Origin of the sequence: Paracoccus sp. J39, assembly GCF_000518925.1 — a bacterium.
Classification (GTDB): domain Bacteria; phylum Pseudomonadota; class Alphaproteobacteria; order Rhodobacterales; family Rhodobacteraceae; genus Paracoccus.
The window spans coordinates 22366-39509 of sequence record NZ_JAEN01000029.1 but is presented as its reverse complement, the minus strand read 5'-3'; the positions used below and the strand labels follow the sequence as shown (position 1 = coordinate 39509).

At 68.4% G+C, this 17144-nt stretch carries 20 protein-coding genes and 1 riboswitch; of the genes, 11 read left to right on the top strand and 9 right to left on the bottom strand.

The window, feature by feature from the left end; translation table 11 throughout:
* The first annotated feature begins 153 nt into the window (after nt 1-153).
* The 4 genes from gpmI to L632_RS0119595 are packed head-to-tail and all read left to right on the top strand — an operon-like array spanning nt 154 to nt 4809.
* The gene (gene gpmI, locus L632_RS0119610; protein ID WP_028713177.1) at nt 154-1677 is read left to right on the top strand and encodes a 2,3-bisphosphoglycerate-independent phosphoglycerate mutase; all 1524 of its coding nucleotides are present in this window, start codon (nt 154-156) and stop codon (nt 1675-1677) included.
* Nucleotides 1674-2909 carry a murein hydrolase activator EnvC gene (locus L632_RS0119605; RefSeq protein ID WP_028713178.1) on the top strand — a complete coding sequence of 412 codons (1236 nt, stop codon included), beginning with the start codon at nt 1674-1676 and terminating at the stop codon, nt 2907-2909. Before gpmI ends, L632_RS0119605 begins: the two co-directional genes overlap by 4 nt.
* Entirely contained in the window at nt 2906-4321 is a 1416-nt protein-coding gene (locus L632_RS0119600; protein WP_028713179.1) for a S41 family peptidase, read from the top strand. The genes L632_RS0119605 and L632_RS0119600 overlap by 4 nt, the downstream gene beginning before the upstream one ends.
* The gene (locus tag L632_RS0119595; protein WP_028713180.1) at nt 4318-4809 is read left to right on the top strand and encodes an RNA pyrophosphohydrolase; all 492 of its coding nucleotides are present in this window, start codon (nt 4318-4320) and stop codon (nt 4807-4809) included. Before L632_RS0119600 ends, L632_RS0119595 begins: the two co-directional genes overlap by 4 nt.
* Nucleotides 4810-4890: 81 nt before the next feature.
* On the opposite strand, the gene L632_RS0119590 is transcribed toward L632_RS0119595, so the two are convergent.
* The gene (locus L632_RS0119590; protein WP_028713181.1) at nt 4891-6141 is read right to left on the bottom strand and encodes a lytic murein transglycosylase; all 1251 of its coding nucleotides are present in this window, start codon (nt 6139-6141) and stop codon (nt 4891-4893) included.
* A gap of 91 nt (nt 6142-6232) precedes the next feature.
* Nucleotides 6233-6553, bottom strand: a complete 321-nt coding sequence (locus L632_RS0119585; RefSeq protein WP_028713182.1) for a hypothetical protein — start codon at nt 6551-6553, stop codon at nt 6233-6235.
* A 56-nt stretch (nt 6554-6609) separates the two neighbouring features.
* Here L632_RS0119585 and L632_RS0119580 point away from each other — a divergent pair, with 56 nt between their 5' ends.
* On the top strand, nt 6610-7080 hold the full coding sequence (locus L632_RS0119580) for a YbaK/EbsC family protein (protein ID WP_028713183.1): 471 nt from the start codon (nt 6610-6612) through the stop codon (nt 7078-7080).
* A gap of 35 nt (nt 7081-7115) precedes the next feature.
* Here L632_RS0119580 and L632_RS0119575 read toward each other — a convergent pair whose 3' ends face one another.
* Together L632_RS0119575 and dapD are read right to left on the bottom strand one after the other, a co-directional pair.
* The gene (locus L632_RS0119575) at nt 7116-7367 is read right to left on the bottom strand and encodes a GlsB/YeaQ/YmgE family stress response membrane protein (protein ID WP_028713184.1); all 252 of its coding nucleotides are present in this window, start codon (nt 7365-7367) and stop codon (nt 7116-7118) included.
* Nucleotides 7368-7473: 106 nt separating this feature from the next.
* Complete coding sequence (gene dapD, locus L632_RS0119570; protein WP_028713185.1) at nt 7474-8298, bottom strand: 2,3,4,5-tetrahydropyridine-2,6-dicarboxylate N-succinyltransferase; 825 nt, start codon at nt 8296-8298, stop codon at nt 7474-7476.
* A 94-nt stretch (nt 8299-8392) separates the two neighbouring features.
* On the opposite strand from dapD, the gene L632_RS0119565 reads away from it, so the two are divergent.
* Entirely contained in the window at nt 8393-9220 is an 828-nt protein-coding gene (locus tag L632_RS0119565) for an LOG family protein (RefSeq protein ID WP_028713186.1), read from the top strand.
* A gap of 651 nt (nt 9221-9871) precedes the next feature.
* On the opposite strand, the gene L632_RS0119560 is transcribed toward L632_RS0119565, so the two are convergent.
* The 4 genes from L632_RS0119560 to L632_RS0119545 all read right to left on the bottom strand — a co-directional run bounded on the left by L632_RS0119560 (nt 9872) and on the right by L632_RS0119545 (nt 11758).
* A complete protein-coding gene (locus tag L632_RS0119560) occupies nt 9872-10405 on the bottom strand; it encodes a hypothetical protein (RefSeq protein WP_028713187.1) in 534 nt (177 codons plus the stop codon).
* A gap of 116 nt (nt 10406-10521) precedes the next feature.
* Complete coding sequence (rlmH, locus tag L632_RS0119555; RefSeq protein ID WP_028713188.1) at nt 10522-10989, bottom strand: 23S rRNA (pseudouridine(1915)-N(3))-methyltransferase RlmH; 468 nt, start codon at nt 10987-10989, stop codon at nt 10522-10524.
* Nucleotides 10990-10992: 3 nt separating this feature from the next.
* The gene (rsfS, locus tag L632_RS23210; protein ID WP_084637832.1) at nt 10993-11448 is read right to left on the bottom strand and encodes a ribosome silencing factor; all 456 of its coding nucleotides are present in this window, start codon (nt 11446-11448) and stop codon (nt 10993-10995) included.
* Between the two features lie 76 nt (nt 11449-11524).
* The gene (locus L632_RS0119545; RefSeq protein ID WP_028713190.1) at nt 11525-11758 is read right to left on the bottom strand and encodes a hypothetical protein; all 234 of its coding nucleotides are present in this window, start codon (nt 11756-11758) and stop codon (nt 11525-11527) included.
* 292 nt (nt 11759-12050) lie between these two features.
* On the opposite strand from L632_RS0119545, the gene leuC reads away from it, so the two are divergent.
* Nucleotides 12051-13487: a 3-isopropylmalate dehydratase large subunit gene (gene leuC / locus L632_RS0119535; protein WP_028713191.1), complete on the top strand. Its 1437-nt coding sequence runs from the start codon at nt 12051-12053 to the stop codon at nt 13485-13487.
* 17 nt (nt 13488-13504) lie between these two features.
* Here the strand turns inward: leuC and L632_RS0119530 are convergent, their stop codons facing one another.
* Nucleotides 13505-14086, bottom strand: coding sequence for a hypothetical protein (locus tag L632_RS0119530; protein WP_028717410.1), 582 nt, complete (start codon nt 14084-14086; stop codon nt 13505-13507).
* Nucleotides 14087-14178: 92 nt separating this feature from the next.
* Here L632_RS0119530 and leuD point away from each other — a divergent pair, with 92 nt between their 5' ends.
* From leuD to L632_RS0119510, 4 genes are all read left to right on the top strand, one after another.
* Nucleotides 14179-14784: a 3-isopropylmalate dehydratase small subunit gene (gene leuD / locus L632_RS0119525; RefSeq protein WP_028713193.1), complete on the top strand. Its 606-nt coding sequence runs from the start codon at nt 14179-14181 to the stop codon at nt 14782-14784.
* Nucleotides 14775-15827 (top strand): endonuclease/exonuclease/phosphatase family protein, encoded by a 1053-nt coding sequence (locus tag L632_RS0119520; RefSeq protein ID WP_028717409.1) that lies wholly within the window; start codon nt 14775-14777, stop codon nt 15825-15827. Before leuD ends, L632_RS0119520 begins: the two co-directional genes overlap by 10 nt.
* A 139-nt stretch (nt 15828-15966) precedes the next feature.
* A riboswitch (cobalamin riboswitch) is annotated at nt 15967-16171 on the top strand.
* Nucleotides 16172-16207: 36 nt separating this feature from the next.
* The gene (locus tag L632_RS0119515; protein WP_024843046.1) at nt 16208-16384 is read left to right on the top strand and encodes a CbtB domain-containing protein; all 177 of its coding nucleotides are present in this window, start codon (nt 16208-16210) and stop codon (nt 16382-16384) included.
* 1 nt (nt 16385) lies between these two features.
* The gene (locus L632_RS0119510; protein WP_028713195.1) at nt 16386-17084 is read left to right on the top strand and encodes a CbtA family protein; all 699 of its coding nucleotides are present in this window, start codon (nt 16386-16388) and stop codon (nt 17082-17084) included.
* The last annotated feature ends 60 nt before the right edge of the window (nt 17085-17144 follow it).

The following is a 17144-nucleotide window of genomic DNA, read 5'->3' as shown; positions in this document are numbered from 1 at the left end:
TGATGGAATGCGTCCCGCTTAGCGGGCTTCCTTGACGGCAGGGTGACATCGCCGCCCGCCGGCCGGCTTCACGATTCCGGCACAATCGCGCCCGAACTTGCCCCCCGCCGCCTGCGGTCGTAGAAGCGTCACGACCCGCGAAAGAGGTGCCGCATGACCCGTCCGAAACCCGTCGTCCTTTGCATCCTCGATGGCTGGGGCATTTCCCCGCGCCCCGAGCAGAGCGCGCCCGACCAGGCCAGGACGCCGAATTTCGACCGGCTGATGCGCGACTGCCCGCATGGGACGCTGGTGACCTTCGGCCCGGATGTCGGCCTGCCCAAGGGGCAGATGGGCAATTCCGAGGTCGGCCACACCAATATCGGCGCCGGCCGCGTCGTCGCCATGGACCTGGGCCAGATCGACCTGGCGATCGAGGACGGCAGCTTCTACGAGAACCCTGCCCTGGGCGAGTTCATCCGCAAGCTCAAGGCCAGCCGCGGCACGGCGCATCTGATGGGCGTCGTCTCGGATGGCGGGGTGCACGGCCATGTCCGGCATGTCGTCGCCGCCGCCCGCGCCATCGCCGACAAGGGCGTGCCGGTCGTGGTCCATGCCATCACCGACGGCCGCGACGTGCCGCCGAAATCCGCCTCGGGCTTCGTCACCGAGTTGCTGCGCGGCCTGCCCGAAGCCGCCCGGATCGGCACCGTCATCGGCCGCTATTACGCCATGGACCGCGACAACCGCTGGGACCGCGTCGCCCGCGCCTATGCCGCCATGGTGCGGGGCGAGGGGCTGCCCGCCCCCGATGCCGCCCAGGCCGTGGCCGATGCCTATGAGCGCGACGAGACCGACGAGTTCATCCAGCCCACGGTGATCGACGGCTATGCCGGCGCCGGGGACGGCGACGGGTTCTTCTGCCTCAACTTCCGCGCCGACCGGGCGCGCGAGATCCTCGCCGCCATCGGCCAGCCGGATTTCGCCGCCTTCGATACCGGCAGGCGGCCGCAATGGGCGGCGCTGCTGGGCATGGTCGATTATTCCGCCAGCCATGACGAATACATGGACGCCGCCTATCCCAAGCGGCAGGTGGTGAACACGCTGGGCGCCTGGGTCGCCGCCAAGGGCCTGCGCCAGTTCCGCCTGGCCGAGACCGAGAAATACCCGCATGTCACCTTCTTCCTGAACGGCGGCAAGGAAACCCCCGAGCCGGGTGAGGACCGCTTCATGCCGGCCAGCCCCAAGGTCGCGACCTACGACCTGGCGCCGGAAATGGCGGCGCCCGAGGTCAGTGCCAAGCTGGTCGAGGCGATCGAGGCCGGCTACGACCTGATCGTGGTGAACTATGCCAACCCGGACATGGTCGGCCATACCGGCAGCCTGCCCGCCGCGATCCGCGCCTGCGAGGCGGTGGACAAGGGGCTGGGCATGATGCTGGAGGCGCTGGAAAAATCCGGCGGCGCCGCCGTGATCATCGCCGACCACGGCAATTGCGAGACCACCATCGACCCCGAGACCGGCGGGCCGCATACCGCCCACACCACCAACCCGGTGCCGGTGATCGTCTTCGGCGGCCCCGAAGGCGCGCGGCTGCGCAACGGCCGGCTGGCCGACGTGGCGCCGACCGTGCTGGACCTGATGGGCCTGGGCCTGCCGCCCGAGATGACCGGCTCCTCGCTGATCGAGCACGCATGAAACACGGGCTGCTCCTGCCGCTGCTGATGGGCGTCGCCATCGGCTCGATGGCCCTGGCCCAGCCGGCGACGCCCGCGCAGGGCGATTCGCAGCTGAGCCAGGCCGCGCAGGAGGCGGCGCAGGCCGCAACCATGCTGCGCGAGGCGGCGGGCCAGCTCGACGAGGCGCTGACCGAGGACGACCAGGTCGTCGCCCTGACCCGGATGATCCGCGCCTACGAGCAGGGCATGGCGGCCCTGCGCGACGGGCTGCGCCGCGCCGGCATCCGCGAGCAGGAGATCCGCACCGAATTCGACGCCCGGCGCGAGCGGCTGGGCCGGGTGCTGGGGGTGATGACCTCGATGCAGCAATCGCCCGAGACCATGCTGCTGCTGCATCCCTCGGGGCCGGAATCCTCGGCCCGGGCGGGGATGATCCTGTCCTCGGTCGCCCCCGGGCTCGAGGGCGAGGCGCGCGAGATGCAGCAGAAGCTGGAGGAAATCCGCGCCGTGCGGACCATCCAGCTGAACGCCGCCAACACGCTGGCGCAGGGGCTGGGGCAGGTGCAGGAGGCGCGGCGTCTGCTGGCCTCGGCCGTCACCGACCGCTCCAGTCTGCCGGTGCGTTTCGGCGAGGACCCCAAGGAGCTGACGGCGCTGGTGCAATCGGCCGACACGCTGGACGCCTTCGCCTCGGGCATCGCCGGCATGGAGCAGGATGTCGGCCCGCCCATGGCCGATTTCGAGGGGGCGCAGGGCAGCCTGGCGCTGCCGGTGCTGGGCACGGTGCTGCGCCGCTATGGCGAGGCCGACGCCTCGGGGGTGCGGCGCCCGGGCATGGTCATCGCCACCTCGCCCGCCGCGCTGGTGACGGTGCCCTGGCCGGCGACGATCCGCTATCGCGGGCCGCTGCTCGATTACGGCAATGTGATGATCGTTGAGCCCGCGCGGGGGTATCTGATGATATTTGCCGGGCTGGCGCAGGTCTTCGGCGAGACGGGCGACGTGCTGGCGGCGGGCGAGCCGGTCGGGCTGATGGGCGGGCAGGAACCGCCCGCGCAGGAGTTCGGCGCCGAATTCGTCGCCAATGCCGCCGCCGGAGGCGGTGCTGGACAGACCGAGACACTGTATGTTGAACTCCGCAAGGGCAAGGAAACTCTGGACCCGGCAGAATGGTTCGTGATGAATCCCATTGTCGGAGAGGCCACGGACGGGACAGGCCGCAACGCAACCGGGCAGGACGGAACTGAATGAAACATTATCTTCTGGCAGGGGCGATCGGCACGCTTGCGGGCATCACCGTCGCCACCCAATTCGCCGGCCCGCTGGTCGCGCAGGAATCGGGCAAGAACGCCTCGGTCTATGAACAGCTGGACCTGTTCGGCAACGTCTTCGAGCGCGTGCGCGCCGATTACGTCGAGCAGGTGGACGACAAGAAGCTGATCGAGGCCGCGATCAACGGCATGCTGACCTCGCTCGACCCGCACAGCTCGTTCCTGTCGGCCAAGGACTACAACGACATGCAGACCCAGACCCGGGGCAGCTTCGGGGGCCTGGGCATCGAGGTCGGGCAGGAGGACGGGCTGGTCAAGGTCATCTCGCCCATCGACGACACGCCCGCCGCCGAGGCCGGGGTGAAGGCCGGCGACTACATCACCCATGTGAACGGCGAATCGCTGATGGGGCTGAACCTCGACGAGGCGGTCGAGAAGATGCGCGGCCCGGTCGGGTCCGAGATCAAGATCACCATCCTGCGCGAGGGCGAGAAGGAGCCCTTCGACCTGACCATCACCCGCGACATCATCAAGCTGACGGTGGTCAAGACCCGGATCGAGGGCCATGCCGTGGTGCTGCGCGTCACCACCTTCAACGACGAGACCATGGAGACGCTGCGCACCGAGATGGCCAAGGCGATCAAGGATGCCGGCGGCATCGACAAGGTCACGGGCTTCGTGCTGGACCTGCGCAACAATCCCGGCGGCCTGCTGAACCAGGCCATCGAGGTCTCGGACGCCTTCCTCGACAAGGGCGAGATCGTCTCGACCCGCGGCCGCAAGTCCGAGGACAGCGAACGCTGGAACGCCAAGGCGGGCGACCTGGCCGAGGGCAAGCCCATGGTGGTGCTGATCAATGGCGGCTCGGCCTCGGCCTCGGAAATCGTCACCGGGGCGCTGCAGGACCACCGCCGCGCCATCGTCGTCGGCACCAAGAGCTTCGGCAAGGGCTCGGTGCAGACGGTGATGCCGGTGACCGCCGAAAGCGCCATCCGCCTGACCACGGCGCGCTACTACACGCCCTCGGGCCGCTCGATCCAGTCGCTGGGCATCCAGCCCGACATCATCGTCGAGCAGCCGGCGCCGAAGCCGCAGGAGGAGGACGAGGACGGCAAGCCGCGGACCGAGTCGAAATTCCTGAACTCGGAAGCCGACCTGCGCGGCGCGCTGAACAACGATTCGATCAGCGACGAGGAGCGCAAGCAGATCGAGGAAGAGGCCAAGCAGGTCGAGGCCACCGCCAAGCTGCGCGAGGAGGACTACCAGCTGGCCTATGCCGTCGATATCCTCAAGGGCCTGGCGGCGGTGGATTACCATGCCCAGGCCGTGCCCGAGGCCGCGAAACCCGCCGTCACCGGCGAGGACGCGGCCCAGGGGGCGCAAGCGGAATGAGCGGCGATCTGCTGGGCCCCTCGGGCCTGCCCTACCGGCCCTGCGCCGGGGTGGTGCTGATCAACCCGGCGGGGCTGGTCTTTGCCGGGCAGCGCATCGACAATCCCGGCCCGGCCTGGCAGATGCCGCAAGGCGGCATCGACCGCGGCGAGACCCCGCGCGAGGCGGCCCTGCGCGAGCTGGTCGAGGAAACCGGAGTGACCACCGATCTGGTCGATGTGGTGGCGGAAACGCCCGATTGGGTGACCTACGACCTGCCGCCCGAGCTGCTGGGCAAGGTCTGGAAGGGCAAATACGGCGGGCAGAAGCAGAAATGGTTCGCCATGCGCTTCCTCGGCCCCGACGACGCCATCCGCATCGCGACCGCGCATCCCGAATTCGACCGCTGGCAATGGATGCGGGCGGTGGATCTGGTCGACAGCATCGTGCCCTTCAAGCGCGAGGTCTATGCGCGGGTGCTGGGCGAGTTTCGCGGAATCCTGGCCTGACCGCGCCGGTTGCGCGGCCGGTTTGGGTATTTGTGAAACAGAGAAAGCAAGAAGGGCGGCTTTCGGGGCCGCCCCTTTTCCTTAGCTGCGCAGCATGGCCAGCAGGCGGGTATCGGCATAGCCGTCGGGCGTCACGCCGCGGGAACGCTGGAAGGCCTTGATCGCCTCGGTCGACTGGCTGCCGAGCTTGCCGTCCACGCCGCCGGTGTCGAAGCCGCGGGCCATCAGCAGGCGCTGGATCTCGGCCTTTTCGCTGTTCGACAGCGTGCGGTCGCCGCGCGGCCAGCTGCCCTGGATGCCGCGGCGGCCGGCGATGGCCTCGCCCAGATAGGCCACGCCGAGGGCGTAGCTGTCCGAGGCGTTGTATTTCAGGATGGCGCGGAAGTTTTCCGTGATCAGGAAGGCCGGGCCGCGCGATCCCGCCGGTGCGAGGATCGAGCCCGAGGGCACCGGCGCGCCGCTGACCGTGCGCACGCCCATCGCCGCCCATTGGCTGCCGGAATGCTGCACCGACTTGCCGGCCTGGTTGAAGTCGAAGCCCTGCGGCAGGATGACCTCGGTCCCCCAGCTCTGGCCGGGGCGCCAGCCGTTCTGGCGCAGGTAGCTGGCCGTCGAGGCCAGCGCGTCGGTCGGGTCGTCCGACCAGATGTCGCGGCGGCCGTCGCCGTTGAAATCGACGGCGTGGGAGAGGAAGGACGAGGGCATGAACTGCGTATGCCCCATGGCCCCGGCCCAGCTTCCGACCATATGGGCGCTGTCCACGTCGCCGGACTGGATGATGCGCAGCGCCGCCACCAGCTCGCCGGCGAAGAATTCGCCGCGCCGGCCATCATAGGCCAGCGTCGCCAAGGCCGGCACGATCCGGGTATTGCCGCGATTGGCCCCGAAATTCGACTCCATGCCCCAGACCGCCAGCACGATCTCGCGCGGGACGCCGTAGCGCGCCTCGATGGCCGAAAGCGTGCCGGCATATTGCGCGGCCTTCGCCCGGCCGGTCGCGCCGCGGGTGCCGATGGCCCCGTCGAGATAGTCCCAGATCGGCTTGGTGAATTCGCTTTGCTTGCGGTCCAGCGCCACGATGCTGGGCTGGTAATGCGCCCCCGCCATGGCGCTGTCGAAGGTGCCGGGCGAGACGCCGGCCGCCAGGGCGCGCGGGCGGAAGCTTTGCACCCAGTTCTGGAAGCCGGCCTCGGAGCCCTGCCCGCCCGCCGTGGGCAGCCCGCCGAAATTGCCGCCGACACCGCCCGGGCCCTGGTTCATCGACACGCCGCAGCCTGCCAGGGCGATGGTCAGCACGGCCGAGGTCGCGATGCGGGAAATGCGTCTGGTCATTCTGCCTGTCCGTTCCGTTGCTCGTTCATGGGCTTTTCTTCTGGTTGCGGCCAGTCTAGCCCAGCCCGGCGCGGCTGGATAGGGGCCCCGATCAGCCGTCCTCCTCGGCAAAGAGCGGCTCCATCTGGGCGACGATCACCGCGTTCTCGTTCAGCGCGCGGTCCATCAGGGCGCGCTCCTCCTCGGGGATCTCGTGGCCCTCGGCCAGCCGCTCGTCGATGCTGCCATGGCCGGTGACCTCGATGGGCGCCAGCCCGGCCTGCTTGAGGATGGCGACGGTCTCGCGCACCGCCTCCTCCTCGGTCACGCCCGAGGCGTAGCAGACCAAAGCCGCGCCGCTGGCGCCTTCGGGCAGTCCGTCATCCGCGGCGCGGCCGACCTCGACCAGAAGCGTGTAGACCTGCTGGGCCATGGCTTTTCCTTTGCTGCATTTTCGCGTCATATCGCCCGAAACCGGAGGGAGAGACAATGAGCAAGAGCTTGAAGCGGGTGCAATCGGCGCTGCAGGCGGCCGGGCTTGCCGTCGAGATCCGCGAGACCGACGACAGCGCCCGCACCGCCGAGGGCGCGGCGGCCGCGGTCGGCTGCGCGGTCGACCAGATCGCCAAGTCGATCATCTTCCGCGGCGAGACGACCGGCCATGTCGTGCTGTTCCTGACCGCCGGCGGCAATCGCGTCGATCCGGCCAAGGCGACGGCGCTGGCGGGGCAAAGCCTCGGCAAGGCCGATGCGGACCTGATCCGGGCCGAGACCGGCTTCGCCATCGGCGGCGTCGCGCCGGTCGGGCATCTGCGGCAGGTCCAGGCCTGGCTGGACCCGCGACTGCTGGATTTCGAGACGGTCTGGGCGGCGGCCGGGACGCCGCGCCACGTCTTCGCCATCGCGCCGGAGGATCTGGTCCGCATCACCGGGGCGAAACGGGCGGATTTCACCGCCTGACAGGAAAAGGGGCGGGAAACCCCGCCCCGTTTTCGCTATCCGGCCACTGCCCGGTAAAGCCAGATCAGCACCACCGCGCCGATGAGCCCGGCGACCCCCTGCGCGAGCCAGCTGCCGGCCTGGGCGTTCAGCCCGACCAGACCCAGAAGCGCATTGCCGACGATGGCGCCGACGATGCCCAGGATGACGTTGAGGATGATCCCCGTATCCGCCTTCATGATGCTGCTGGCGATCCAGCCCGCAAGACCGCCGACGATGATCGCGGCCAGCCAACCCAAACCCTGCATGTGAAACTCCGCTTTCAGGATACCTGTGCGGGTTGAACGCAGCGGCGGCGCTTGGGTTTCACGCCGGTCTCACGCAGGGGTGAGTCCGGTGCAGGGCTGCAACAGGTCAGTCGCGCAGCAGCTCGTTGATCGAGGTCTTGGAGCGGGTCTGCGCATCGACGCGCTTCACGATCACCGCGCAGTAAAGGTTCACGCCGTTCTTCGAGGGCATCGAGCCGGCGACCACCACCGAACCGGCCGGCACCTCGCCATACATGACCTCGCCGGTCTCGCGGTCGACGATCTTGGTGGACTTGCCGATGAAGACCCCCATGCCCAGGACCGAGCCCTCGCGCACGATGCAGCCCTCGACCACTTCCGAACGCGCTCCGATGAAGCAATTGTCCTCGATGATGGTCGGACCGGCCTGCATCGGTTCCAGCACGCCGCCGATGCCGACGCCGCCCGAAAGATGCACGTTCTTGCCGATCTGCGCGCAGGAGCCGACGGTGGCCCAGGTGTCGACCATGGTGCCCTCGTCGACATAGGCGCCCAGGTTCACGAAGCTGGGCATCAGCACCACGCCCTTGGCGATATAGGCCGAGCGGCGCACCACGCAGTTCGGCACGGCGCGGAAGCCGGCGGCCTGCCATTGCGCCTGGCCCCAATGGGCAAACTTGCTGTCCACCTTGTCCCACCAGGTGCCGCCCTGCGGGCCGCCCATATGCACTTCCATGTCCTTCAGGCGAAAGCCCAGCAGCACGGCCTTTTTCGCCCATTGGTTCACATGCCAGTCGCTGCCGCGCTTTTCGGCGACGCGCAGAGCGCCCTTGTCCAGCGCCTCCAGCGTGGCCTCGACGGCGTCGCGAACCTCGCCCTTGGTCGCGGGGGTGATCTGGTCGCGGATCTCCCAGGCGGATTCGATGGCGGCTTCAAGTGCGTCATTCGACATGGTCTGGCCTCTCAACGGTGGAAACTCCTGTCCAAGGGCTATAAGCCGAGGGGTGCAGCCGCGCAATGTGCGGCGGTCCCCGCCAGAGGTTTGGATGACAGAACTAGAAGAGCGCAGCCACCCGTTCCGCGACAGCCATCAGGACGTGGCGGTGGCCGAGATCACCCCCGACACGGCCCAGACCCGCGCGCCGGCCTATCGGCTGGCCTTTACCGATACCGAATTCCTGCTGCGCGAGGAACTGCGCCCGGTGCGGCTGCAGCTTGAACTGCTGAAGCCGCAGATGATCATGGACGCGCGCGGCATCCGCTCGACCGTGGTGATGTTCGGCGGCGCCCGCATCCCCGCGCCCGAGCGGCGGGAAGGCGCGCGCACCCCGGAGCTGGCCGCCCTGTCGCATTACTATGACGAGGCGCGGCGCTTTGCCCGGCTGATGACGGAACGCAGCCTGGAAAGCTATGGCGCCGAGAACGTGATCTGCACCGGCGGCGGGCCGGGGGTGATGGAGGCCGGCAACCTGGGCGCGCATGAGGCGGGCGGCGCCTCGATCGGCCTGTCCATCGTGCTGCCGCACGAGCAGACGCCGAACGCCTATGTCACGCCCGACCTGTGTTTCAACTTCCATTATTTCGCCATCCGCAAGATGCATTTCCTGATGCGGGCCAAGGCGGTGACGATCTTCCCCGGCGGCTTCGGCACCATGGACGAGATGTTCGAGGCGCTGACCCTGATCCAGACCGGCCGCATGAAGCGGGTGCCCTTCATCCTGTTCGGGCCGGAGTTCTGGCACAAGGTGATCAACTGGCAGGCGCTGGCCGAGGCCGGCACCATCAGCCCCGAGGACCTGGAGCTGATCAGCTTCGTCGAAAGCGCGGACGAGGCGGTCGAGATCATCGACAACTGGGTGGTGCCCTGCCCCTGACGGGGCACCCCTTGCGCCGGCAGCCCCTCGCGGGCCTTCGCTTTCGGGCCCGATGGACGACTCGCTCCGGCCATGTCCCGCCGACGGCGATGCGCCGAGCCGAAGCCCGGCCGCCGCGCCTCGCCGCCCGGCCCGCTCTTGCGGCGAACCGCAAGGCCGGCAACGGGCGAGCCTGCGACCATCGCGTCGCACCGGCGCAGTAAAACCGTTAAAAGGCCGCTGGAAAACTCTGAAAAGGCTATGGTGCCGGAAATCGTTCCGGATCTGGTGAAGATCCGCCTCAGCATCGGGAATTTCCGGTCGAGTCTGTGGCGGGTTTTCTGGTTCCTGGCGCAGGCTGTCCCGACGCGTGGACTTTTTCAGCAGACAGTTAAGGCTTCTGCTCCGGCCGGGCCCCAGAGCGGGATACGCCGCAAACCCGTTCGCCGCAAACCTGCTCTGGCGAACCTGTCGACCGCCTGTGACGCCCGGGCGAGCCGTGATCTCGAAATTGCGCCGGCAATCGACCGTCACCCGGTCCAGCCCAGTGCCCCCTGTGCACCGCCTGATTTCAGTCGGCGAGCCATGACAGCCGCCACCCGCTCGCCGCTGCCATTCGGGCTGCGACGGTGCCGGGCAACGCAATTCCGGACGCGACGATTGCAATCGTCGCTATTTCGGCCACCAGGCGATGAAATCGGTCGCGCCGACAGCTTGCGGCTGGCCGCCTGAGCTGCGCTCGGGCAGAGGCTCGGCAGGCGGATCCGCCTGCTCTGCGCCATGACGATAGATCGCAAGGGAAAGCTCGGGCCGCAATTCGGGGTCGGGCGGATCCTCGGCGGCGCGGATCACGATGGTGCCGAGTTTCAGCGCCCGCCGAAAGGATTCGTCATCGCCATAGATCGCGGTCAGGAACCTGATCACCTTGGCACGGAACACGGCGCGATCCTGGGGGCCGTCCATATCCTCGGCCGCCCTGGCCGGCTTGACGGCCTGCCGCCGGGGCGGGGCCGCTTCGGTCTGCTGCGAGCGGTCGATGCCTCCGCGCCCAAGCGGCACGTCGCCGGCGGCGGCACCGGATTCCTCGACCACCGGCACTTCGGGCTGGGCGCGGGCGATGGTTGGACCGACGACCTCGACCTCCCGCGCCGCCTGGGGGGTGGCGGGGCCGGCCCGGCTGTGGATCTGATTGACGATTGGGATCATGACATACCCCGGAAACTGATGACCTTGATGGCCCATCCTAGCAGAAAGGCCCGGGAAATTCACCTGGGCCCTCCCGGCATTCTGCCTAAAAACTTAATCGTTCAAAGGCGTTGCACTCATTCGCGATGATAGGGGCTGCCGGCGAGGATGGTGGTGGCGCGATAGATCTGCTCGGCCAGCATGACGCGGACCAGCATATGCGGCCAGACCATGCGGCCGAAGCTGATCGCCAGGTCGGCCCGGTCGCGCAGGCCGGGGTCGATGCCATCCGCGCCGCCTATCACGAAGGCCACATCCCGGGCCTGGTCGCGCCAGCCGGCGATTCGCGCCGCGAATTCCGGAGAGCTGAGCATCTGGCCGCGCTCGTCCAGCACCACCAGGGCCGCGCCGTCGGGGACGGCCCTGGCCAGCAGCGCCGCCTCGGCCGCCATGCCGCCGCCGCGCCGGTCCTCGACCTCGGCCAGCGTCACGGGGGGCAGGCCCAGGCTGCGGCCCGCCTTGGCCTGACGGTCCAGGTAATCGGCGATCAGCTTCGCCTCGGGGCCCTGCCGCAGCCGCCCGACCGCGGCAATGACCATGCGCATGGGTCAGTTCTGGGTCTTGCGGGCCTCTTCGGCCGCGTGTTCGGCACGCATCCGGTCAAGCGTGGCCGAGCGCAGCGCGTCGGCCGGCATCCACATCTTTTCCAGTTGGTAGAATTCGCGGACTTCGGGACGGAAGACATGGACGATCACGTCGTCGGTGTCGATCAGCACCCAATCGCCGGTTTCCTTGCCCTCGATCCGGGCCGAGCGGCCGGTCTGCTCTTTCAGGCGCTCGACCAGCTTCTCGGCGATCGAGGCCACCTGCCGCGCGTTGCGGCCCGAGGCGATCACCATGTGATCGGCCATGGCCGAGCGGCCGCGCAGGTCGATGGTCACGACATCTTCGGCCTTGTCGTCGTCAAGAGAGGCAAGAATGCGGCCCAGTAGCTGATCGCTCGTCAGCCCGGACTCCGCGGTGGTCGCAGCCGGCGCAGAAGCCGGCGAGACGGTATTGGACAGGGGTTCATCCTCCGGTCATCACGCCGATCTCCCCCGGCGCCGGGGCCCTAGTAATGTAGCACGGAATCGCGCCTGCTCAATGTGGCGGCGGCGGATTTCTGGCTGGCTCGGCCGAGGAACAGGCGGAAAGCGGCAGATTCCCCCAGGGATCGACGCATCGCACCTGCCCGGCACCCCAGGCCAGCTGCCGGGTTTCGGCCCCCGCCACCCCCTGCGCCGGGCCCGGCCGGTCCTGTTCCAGGCCCACCGCCAGCGCAAAGGCGGCCACGCAGAGCAGGGGAATCGTCCGCAGGATGATGCGAATCAGCATGATCGGTCCCTTTCTTGTTCCTTGCATAGAAAATAGGGACCATTTCCCAACTTGGAATTAACAGGACCGTGTGGCGATATTGAATATGACGTGAAATCGACCTATTACTGCTGTCATGCGAGGATTCGTCTATTTCGACATTCACGACCGCGCCCGCCTGCCGGGCCGGTTCTACGGCGAAAGCCTGTCCGTCACCGCCCGACTTTGACGACGGCGGGCGCCTTTGCGCGCCCTGCCGCAGGTTGCGGCCCCTCCGCCCTTTCCCAGCTAGTCTTCCAGAAAAGAGACAGCCATGACCGGCAACACGAACGCGGGCGCGCCCCGCACCCTCTACGACAAGATCTTCGACGCCCATGTGGTCGAGCGTTCCGACGACGGCACCTGCATCCTCTATATCGACCGCCACCTGGTGCATGAGGTGACCTCGCCCCAGGCCTTCGAGGGCCTGCGCATGGCCGGGCGCAAGGTGCGCCGCCCCGACCAGACCATCGCCGTGCCGGACCACAACGTGCCCACCACCGCCGACCGCGTGGACGGCATCGAGAACCCCGAGGGCCGCATCCAGGTCGCGGAACTGGACAAGAACGCCCGCGAATTCGGGCTGAACTATTACCCGATGAACGACATCCGCCAGGGCATCGTCCATATCGTCGGGCCGGAACAGGGCTGGACCCTGCCCGGCATGACGGTGGTCTGCGGCGACAGCCATACCGCGACGCATGGCGCCTTCGGCGCGCTGGCGCATGGCATCGGCACCTCGGAAGTGGAACACGTCCTGGCCACCCAGACGCTGATCCAGAAGAAATCCAAGAACATGAAGGTGGAAATCACCGGCAAGCTGCGTCCCGGCGTCACCGCCAAGGACATCACGCTGGCGGTGATCGGCAGGACCGGCACCGCCGGCGGCACCGGCTATGTCATCGAATATTGCGGCGAGGCGATCCGCGACCTGTCGATGGAAGGCCGCATGACCGTCTGCAACATGGCCATCGAGGGCGGCGCCCGCGCCGGCCTGATCGCCCCGGACGAAAAGACCTTCGACTATTGCAAGGGCCGCCCCCATGCCCCGAAAGGCGCCGCCTGGGAGGCCGCGGTCAGCTGGTGGAAGACCCTCTTCAGCGACGAGGGCGCGCATTGGGACAAGGTCGTCACCATCCGCGGCGAGGACATCGCCCCGGTGGTGACCTGGGGCACCTCGCCCGAGGACGTGCTGCCGATCACCGGCACGGTCCCCGCCCCCGAGGATTTCGAGGGCGGCAAGGTCGAGGCCGCGCGCCGCAGCCTCGACTACATGGGCCTGAAGCCGGGCACCCCGCTGAACCAGATCAAGATCGACGCGGTCTTCATCGGTTCCTGCACCAATGGCCGGATCGAGGATCTGCGCGCCGCCGCCGGCATCCTCAAGGGCCACAGGCTGGCGCCGGGCGTGCGTGGCATGGTCGTGCCGGGCTCGGGCCTGGTGCGCATGCAGGCCGAGGAAGAGGGTCTGGACAAGATCTTCATCGACGCCGGCTTCGAATGGCGTCTGGCCGGCTGCTCGATGTGCCTGGGCATGAACCCCGACCAGCTGGCGCCGGGCGAACGCTGCGCCGCGACCTCGAACCGCAATTTCGAGGGACGCATGGGCCGCGGCGGCCGCACGCATCTGATGTCGCCGGTCATGGCGGCGGCGGCGGGCATCAAGGGCCACCTGACCGACGTGCGCGAGCTTCTGGTGGAAACCGTCTGATGCTTCGGGCGGGGCCCCTAGCGGCCCCGCCGCAGAAGCAGCAGGGCGTTGATCGCGATCAGCACCAGCCCGGCATTCTCGAACCAGAAGTTGAACTTGAGGTTCGCGAAATCCATGCTGATGAGCATATCGACATGATGGAAACCCACCGCGCGCACCAGCACGAAACCGCACAGCACGGCCAGCCCCAGCAGGGCAAGGCCGTTGCGGCGCATGTGCCCGCGCACGGCCTTCGTCGCCCAGATCAGCGCAAGCACCACGCCCAGCACCAGCCCGGCGATGAAGGCCAGCTGCACCAGGTAGCGGTTGTCGTACCAGCCCTGCGCCCGGGCCATGCAGCGTCCGGTGGCGGTCAGCGCCGTCTGCAGGTCAAGCTGCTTGTTCAGCGCCAGGAACGCCATCAGCCCGGCGATCGCCAGCCACAGCCCGCGCGCCGCGCCGGCCGGCCGGCGGCGCAGCACCTTCACCGCCAGGAACAGGCAGACAAGATACGAGAGCACCGTCAGCCAGCCGGTGATCTCGGGATCGCCGATCTGCGGCGTCCAGTCGCGCGCGATGCAGGCGCGCAGGGCGGCGAAACTCGAAAACCCGAAAAACATCAGCAAGACCCGTATAGCCATGGCGCCAGGCGCCGCTCGGGTCTCGGTTAACGGGCGCGCGCGCCCCAAGTCAATTCTGCGAGGATCAAGACATGGACAAGTTCACCACCCTGACCGGCATCGCGGCGCCCATGCCGCTGGTCAATATCGACACCGACATGATCATCCCCAAACAGTTCCTGAAGACGATCCACCGCTCGGGTCTGGGCAAGAACCTGTTCGACGAGATGCGCTACGACGCCGAAGGCAACGAGATCCCGGATTTCGTGCTGAACCAGCCGGCTTACCGCGAGGCGCAGATCATCGTCGCCGGCGACAATTTCGGCTGCGGCTCGTCGCGCGAACATGCGCCCTGGGCGCTGCTGGATTTCGGCATCCGCTGCGTGATCTCCACCAGCTTCGCCGACATCTTCTACAACAACTGCTTCAAGAACGGCATCCTGCCCATCGTCATGCCGCCCGAGGTGGTGGAGGTGCTGATGGAGGACGCGAAGAAGGGCGCCAACGCCCGCATGACCGTGGACCTGGAAAACCTGACCGTGACCACCTCGGACGGGCAGAGCTTTCCCTTCGAGCTGGACCCGTTCCGCCGCCATTGCCTGCTGAACGGGCTGGACGATATCGGCCTGACCATGGAAAAGGCCAGCGCCATCGACACGTTCGAGGCGCAGATGGCCCAGAGCCGGCCTTGGGTGTAAGGGCGCTTGCCGGGGCGGTCCTGCTGGCCGTCCTTGGCCTTGCCGCCCATGCCGAGCCCTTGCGGATCGCCACCTACAGCCCCGACCTGTCGCGCGACGGGCCGGGGCTTTTGTTGCGCGACCTCGGTCGCGAGGATGCGCAGGTCGCCGCGGTCGTCGCCGTGCTGGCCGAGACCCGGCCCGACATCCTGCTGCTGACCGATTTCGACTGGGATCTGGACGGCCGGGCGCTGGACGCCTTTGCCGCAAGGCTGGCCCGGGCCGGGCTGGACTATCCGCACCGTTTCGCGGCGCGACCGAATTCCGGCATGGCGACCGGGCTGGACCTGAACGCCGACGGGCGGCTGGGCACGGCGGACGACGCGGAGGGCTATGGCAGATTCTCGGGCCAGGGCGGCATGGCGATCCTGTCGCGCCATCCCATCGGGCCGGTCACGGATTACACCGGCGCCCTGTGGCGCGACCTGCCCGGCCACCTGATGCCGCCGCTGCCCGAGAAGGTGGCGGCGATCCGCCGGCTGTCCTCGACCGCGCATTGGGACGCGGTCGTGACGGTGAGGGGCAACCCGCTCCACCTGCTCGCCATGTCCGCGACGCCGCCGGTCTTCGATGGGCCCGAGGACCTGAACGGCCGGCGCAACCATGACGAGCTGGCCTTCTGGCTGCACCACCTGCCGGGCGGCCCTTTCGTGCTGGCCGGCAACCTCAATCTCGACCCCATGGACAGCGAGGGCCGGCCCGAGGCGCTGGCCCGGATCATGGCGCATGTCACCGACCCCCGGCCCCGTAGCGCCGGCGGGGCGGCAGCAAAGGGCGGCGTGAACGACCGCCACAAGGGCGATCCGGCGCTGGATACCGGCGACTGGCCCGACGACAAGCCGCCCGGCAACCTGCGCGTCGATTACGTCCTGCCGGCCAAGGGCCTCACGGTGCTGGACGCGGGCGTGTTCTGGCCGGCCGAGGGCCCGCTGGCCGAGGCCGCCCTGGCCGCTTCCGCGCACCGGCTGGTCTGGGTCGATCTGGACTGGCCGCCGGCCCCGTGATCCGGACAAGCCCGCCTGCCTCGATCCCCGCGCGATCCCTCGGGCATCTTCTTCGTTCTCCAAATACCCATGCGACAGCGCCGCCCGCCGGCCCGCCGCCCGGTCCTCGATTCCGCTTGCCGCCGCGGCGGCGGCGCAGGTAACATATGCGTGTATCGGTGCCCCTTTCCGGGGCCAAAAGGGAATGCGGTGCGGCCCGGGGCATCCGGGGCCAAATCCGCAGCCGCCCCCGCGACTGTAAGCGGAGAGCGGACGCCCATCATGCCACTGGCCAACCGGCCGGGAAGGCGGGCGTCTGCCGTGACCCGCAAGCCAGGAGACCTGCCGATGCGCAAAACCGCAACGTCGTCGGGTTGGACGACATAAGGAAAGGGTCGCAGATGACCGCAAAACCCATGACCGCCGCGGGGGCCAGCCGCGCCTCGGTGCTGTTTCCCGCCATCGCCGCCTTCGCCATCGGCTTCGGGCTGATCTTCATGTCCGGGCTGGTGCAGGCCGAAACCCTGCATGACGCCGCACATGACGTGCGTCACGCCACCGGCTTCCCCTGCCACTGACATGTTCTCGCGCATTCTGACCAGCGGATTGATCGCTGGCGCTGCAACGGGGCTGATTGCCGCCCTGTTGCAGCTTTGGTTCGTGCAGCCGGTGCTGCTGCATGCCGAGCTTTACGAATCCGGGCAGCTGGCGCATTTCGGCGCCGAATCCGTCAGCGCGCATCAGGATCTCGGCCCCTTCGAATGGACCCGCAACATGCTTTCGGTGCTGTTCACCATGCTGGTCTATGCCGGCTACGGGCTGATGCTGGTGGCGCTGATGGCGGTTGCCGAATCGCAGGGCAATGCGGTCACGGCGCGGCGGGGGCTGCTTTGGGGTCTTGCCGGCTACCTGACCATGCAGCTCGCCCCCGCCTTCGGCCTTGCCCCCGAGGTGCCGGGCGTCGCCGCCGCCGATGTGCAGATCCGCGCCATCTGGTGGCTGGGCACGGCACTGGCCACCGGGCTTGCTCTGTGGCTGATCGCCTTCGGCAGGGGCTGGCCGGCCTGGGGCGTGGCAATCGTGCTGATCCTGGCGCCGCATCTGATCGGCGCGCCGCAGCCCGACAGCTATGCCGGCCCGGTCCCGCCCGAGCTTTCGGCCGAATTCGCCGGCCGCGCGCTGGGGGCCGGCGCCCTGGCCTGGGCGGTGCTCGGCCTGCTGGCCGGCTGGTTCTGGCAGCGCGAGGGGCAGCGCGCGCCCCTTCCGCAAGCCGCCTGATCCGGGCCGCAGCCCTTCCGGCCGGGCGCGCAGCCGTGCCCGGCCCTTTCCATGAACCGG